This window comes from Micromonospora sp. ATLC20, assembly GCF_057196585.1.
In genome coordinates this window covers 1-3,592 of record NZ_JBXUOV010000309.1, presented here as the reverse complement: position 1 = coordinate 3,592, position 3,592 = coordinate 1, and the positions used below count along the sequence as shown (strand labels likewise).

The window sequence follows — 3,592 nt, the reverse complement described above, 5'->3', positions numbered from 1 at the left end:
ACCCCGATCTGACCCGGCGCCGGCCGGGGGCGCCCCACCCGCCCCCGCCCGGCCCGCCGCGCTCAGGCCGCGCGCAGCGGCCGGCCCACGTCGTGCAGGTGCGCCAGGGCCTGCCGGTACGACTCGAACAGCCCGGTCTCCGCGTACGGGACGCCCTGCTCGGCGCAGTACGCCATCACCAGCGGCCGGGCCCGGCGCAGGTTGGCGCGCGGCATGTTCGGGAACAGGTGGTGCTCGATCTGGTAGTTGAGCCCGCCCAGCGCCAGGTCGACGAACCGTCCCCCACGGACGTTGCGCGACGTCAGCACCTGCTTGCGCAGGTAGTCCAGCTCGTCGTCGGCGGTGGGCATCGGCATGCCCTTGTGGTTCGGGGCGAACGAGCAGCCCATGTAGAGGCCCCACAGCCCCTGGTGCACGGCGACGAACAGCAGTGCCTTCGCCGGTGACATGACCGCGAACAGCAGCCCGAGGTAGCCGGCGGCGTGCACGGCGAGCAGCAGCGCCTCCACGGCCCGGTGCCGCATCGGCACCCGCCACCGCCCGTCCGGTTCCCGGCCGACGAGCGCCTGCACGCTCGCCACGTGCAACGCCAGCCCTTCCAGCAGGAGCAGCGGGAAGAACAGCCACGCCTGGCGGCGGGCCATCCACCGGCTCAGGCCGCGCGTGGCCATCGCCTGCTCGTACGTCCAGACCAGCGCGCCCGCGCCGACGTCCGGGTCCTCGTCGGTGTGGTTCGGGTTGGCGTGGTGCCGGTTGTGCTTGTCCACCCACCAGCCGTAGCTGAGCCCGACCGCGAGGTTGCCGGCGACCAGTCCGGCCGCCTCGCTCGGCCCGCGCCGGCGGAACATCTGCCGGTGCCCGGCGTCGTGACCGAGGAACGCCACCTGCGTGGTGGCCACCGCCATCACCACCGCCAGCGGCACCTGCCACCACGAGTCGCCGACGAGCGCCACCACGACCCAGCCGGCCACGAACGCGCCGAGCGTGAGCGCGATCCGCAGCGCGTACCGGCCGGGCCGCCGCTCGAGCAGTCCCGCCTCGGCGATCCGGCGGGACAGCCGCGCGTAGTCGCTGCCCCGCCGTGCCGCGGGTTCCGTCGACGTGGAAGTAGTCATGTCGCCCCCGATGCCGCGAGCCACGCTCCGTACGCGACTCTCCGTCACCGATTTTGCCGATGATCGTCGCCGTGGGTAATCCCGCAGGCCCCCGGCTCGGGGGTGGTGCTGTCCCTACCCCTCCGGGCCGGCGCAGCGCAAACGATCTTCGTCACACCGCAGTGGACCCTATCGCCGGTGGGCGCACCCCCTCTGACCAGCTAATCTGTACGTAAAGATGAGTACCACTCAGCCGAACGGCCGATAGGCAGGCTGCACGGTCATCGAGAGACGGGAGACAGCGCGGTGCGTGGATTGACGGACAAGGTGGTGCTGGTGACGGGCGGCGGCTTCAGCCCGGACCAGGTGGGCTCCGGACTCGGCATGTCCATGTGCGTCGAGCTGGCCGCCGAGGGCGCGAAGGTGGTCGTCTCCGACCTCTCCCTGGAACGTGCCGAGGCGACTGTCACCCGCGTCAAGGAAGCCGGCGGCGACGCGGTGGCGGTGGCGGCCGACGTCACCGACGAGGACTCGGTACGCGCCATGGTGAGCGCCGCCCTCGACGCGTACGGGCGCATCGACGTGCTGGTGAACAACGCGGGTGTGTTCGGCGCGTACGTGCCACTGCTGGAGATCGAGAACAAGCAGTGGGACCTGGTCATGGAGGTCGACCTGAAGGGCGTCTTCCTGGTGACGAAGGCGACGCTGCCGCACATGCTGGAGCGCGGCAAGGGCGTCGTGATCAACGTGTCGTCGGCCTCCGGCGTGGTCGCCAGCGAGGTCGGCGCGGAGTACACCACCGCCAAGCACGGCGTCATCGGGCTGACCAAGCAGATCGCCTACGACTACGGCCACCAGGGCATCCGCGCTGTGGGCATCGGCCCCGGCGTGATCAAGACCGCGGCCTTCGAGGGCGCGGAGATCACCAGCGACTTCCCGTTCTACGACCTGACCATGCAGGCGCCCGCGGGCCGGTACGGCGAGCCGCACGAGATCGCCCGCGCGGTCTGCTTCCTCGCCAGCGACGACGCGTCCTTCGTCCACGGCCACACCATCCCGGTCGACGGCGGTTCGCCGATCAGGTGAGACGCACGGATGCGGCCCGGGCCGGGATCGTTCCCCGTCCGGGCCGCATCCGTGCCGATCAGCCGAGCCGGGCGACGGCGTCGCGCAACCGGACCAGGTCCCGCCGGCGCCGCTCATAGGTGGCGGCCAGCCCGATCAGCAGCAGCCCGCCCACTCCCAGGAAGATCCAGCGGGGCAGCAGGTCCCAGCCCCGGGCCAGCTCGTGCAGCGCCAGCGGCACCAGCGTGGCCGCGCCCAGCACCACGGGCGCCTGCCAGCGCCGGGTCGCCCCGCCGAGCACGACGGCGAGCGCCGCCGCGCCGAGTGCCAGCCGCCGCCACGGCTGCGGCTCGCCGGAGACCAGCACCGACACCAGGCTCGGCAGGAACGCCGCACCGAGCCCCGGGCCGAGCGCCGGCCAACTGGTCAGCCCGGGCCGTCGCCGCAGCGCCAGCAGCCCGGCGCCCAGGGCGAGCGCCGCCGCCGGCAGCGTGTACGCCTCCAGCACGACCACGCCGCCCGCGGCGAGCAGCAGCCACCCGCCGACCAGCTCGCTGCCGGCGGCCACCGCCGCCAGCACGCGACGCCCGGCCGGCGACTCACCCCGGCGCGGCACCCGGACCGCGACAGCCACCCCCCACAGCACGCAGACCGCCGCCGCGTACCGCAGCGAGCCGCCGGTGAGCAGCAGCGCGAGCAGCGCCACGGCCTGCGCCGCCGCCTCCAGCGCCCACACACCCGGCCGCCCGGATCGGACCACGCGCAGCAGCGGCGCCGCGTGCAGCGTCACCGCCGCGACGGCCAGGGCGGCGAACGCCGCGGTACGCAGCGGCAGCCCTGCCGCCAGCGACGCGGTGACCGCGAACCCGGTGGCAGTCGCGACCGCGCCCAGCCACCCCGCGATCCGGACCACCGCCGGCCGCCCGGCCGCCCCGGTCACGGCACCGGCCACCACCAGCGCCCCGAGTGCGGCGAGCGTCAGCGCCCGGGTGGCGAGCAGGCCACCGAACCCGGGTACGGCGAGCACCGCCCCGAGCGGCACGAGCACCGCCGGGCGGGCACCGGTGAGCGCGGCGACCAGCAGCGCGCCCAGCCCGATGCCGAACGCGACCGCCGGCACGACCGGCCAGGGCGCACCGGCCGCCTCCGCCAGCACCGGCAGCGCGACAGCGCCGAACGGCAGCGCGGCGAGCCACCAGGCGACGCGGCGATCCGTCGCGGCGTACGCCCCGGCGGCGACGCCCAGGAACAGCAGCACCAGCCCGGCGCGGGCGGTCCCGGCGGACGCCGCCGCGGCGGCGGGCACCCCGGACCAGGGTTGCACCGGCAGGTCCACGAGCACTGTCAGCACCACCGGGGACACCGCCAGCAACGCCACGACGGCCAGCGCGCCGCCGACCGCGCGCAGCGCGACCGCCGGCCGGGAGCCGGCC

3 protein-coding genes are annotated in these 3,592 nt (G+C 74.9%); 1 reads left to right on the top strand and 2 read right to left on the bottom strand.

Features of this window, described 5'->3' with window-relative positions:
- Positions 1-62: 62 nt before the first annotated feature.
- Positions 63-1,115 (bottom strand): fatty acid desaturase family protein, encoded by a 1,053-nt coding sequence (locus AC2CHG_RS30595; protein ID WP_484526119.1) that lies wholly within the window; start codon positions 1,113-1,115, stop codon positions 63-65.
- Positions 1,116-1,400: 285 nt separating this feature from the next.
- On the opposite strand from AC2CHG_RS30595, the gene AC2CHG_RS30590 reads away from it, so the two are divergent.
- Positions 1,401-2,180: an SDR family NAD(P)-dependent oxidoreductase gene (locus AC2CHG_RS30590; protein WP_484526118.1), complete on the top strand. Its 780-nt coding sequence runs from the start codon at positions 1,401-1,403 to the stop codon at positions 2,178-2,180.
- Positions 2,181-2,238: 58 nt separating this feature from the next.
- Here AC2CHG_RS30590 and AC2CHG_RS30585 read toward each other — a convergent pair.
- A partial coding sequence (locus tag AC2CHG_RS30585) for an SCO7613 C-terminal domain-containing membrane protein (RefSeq protein WP_484526117.1) occupies positions 2,239-3,592 on the bottom strand: 1,354 nt, incomplete at its 5' end.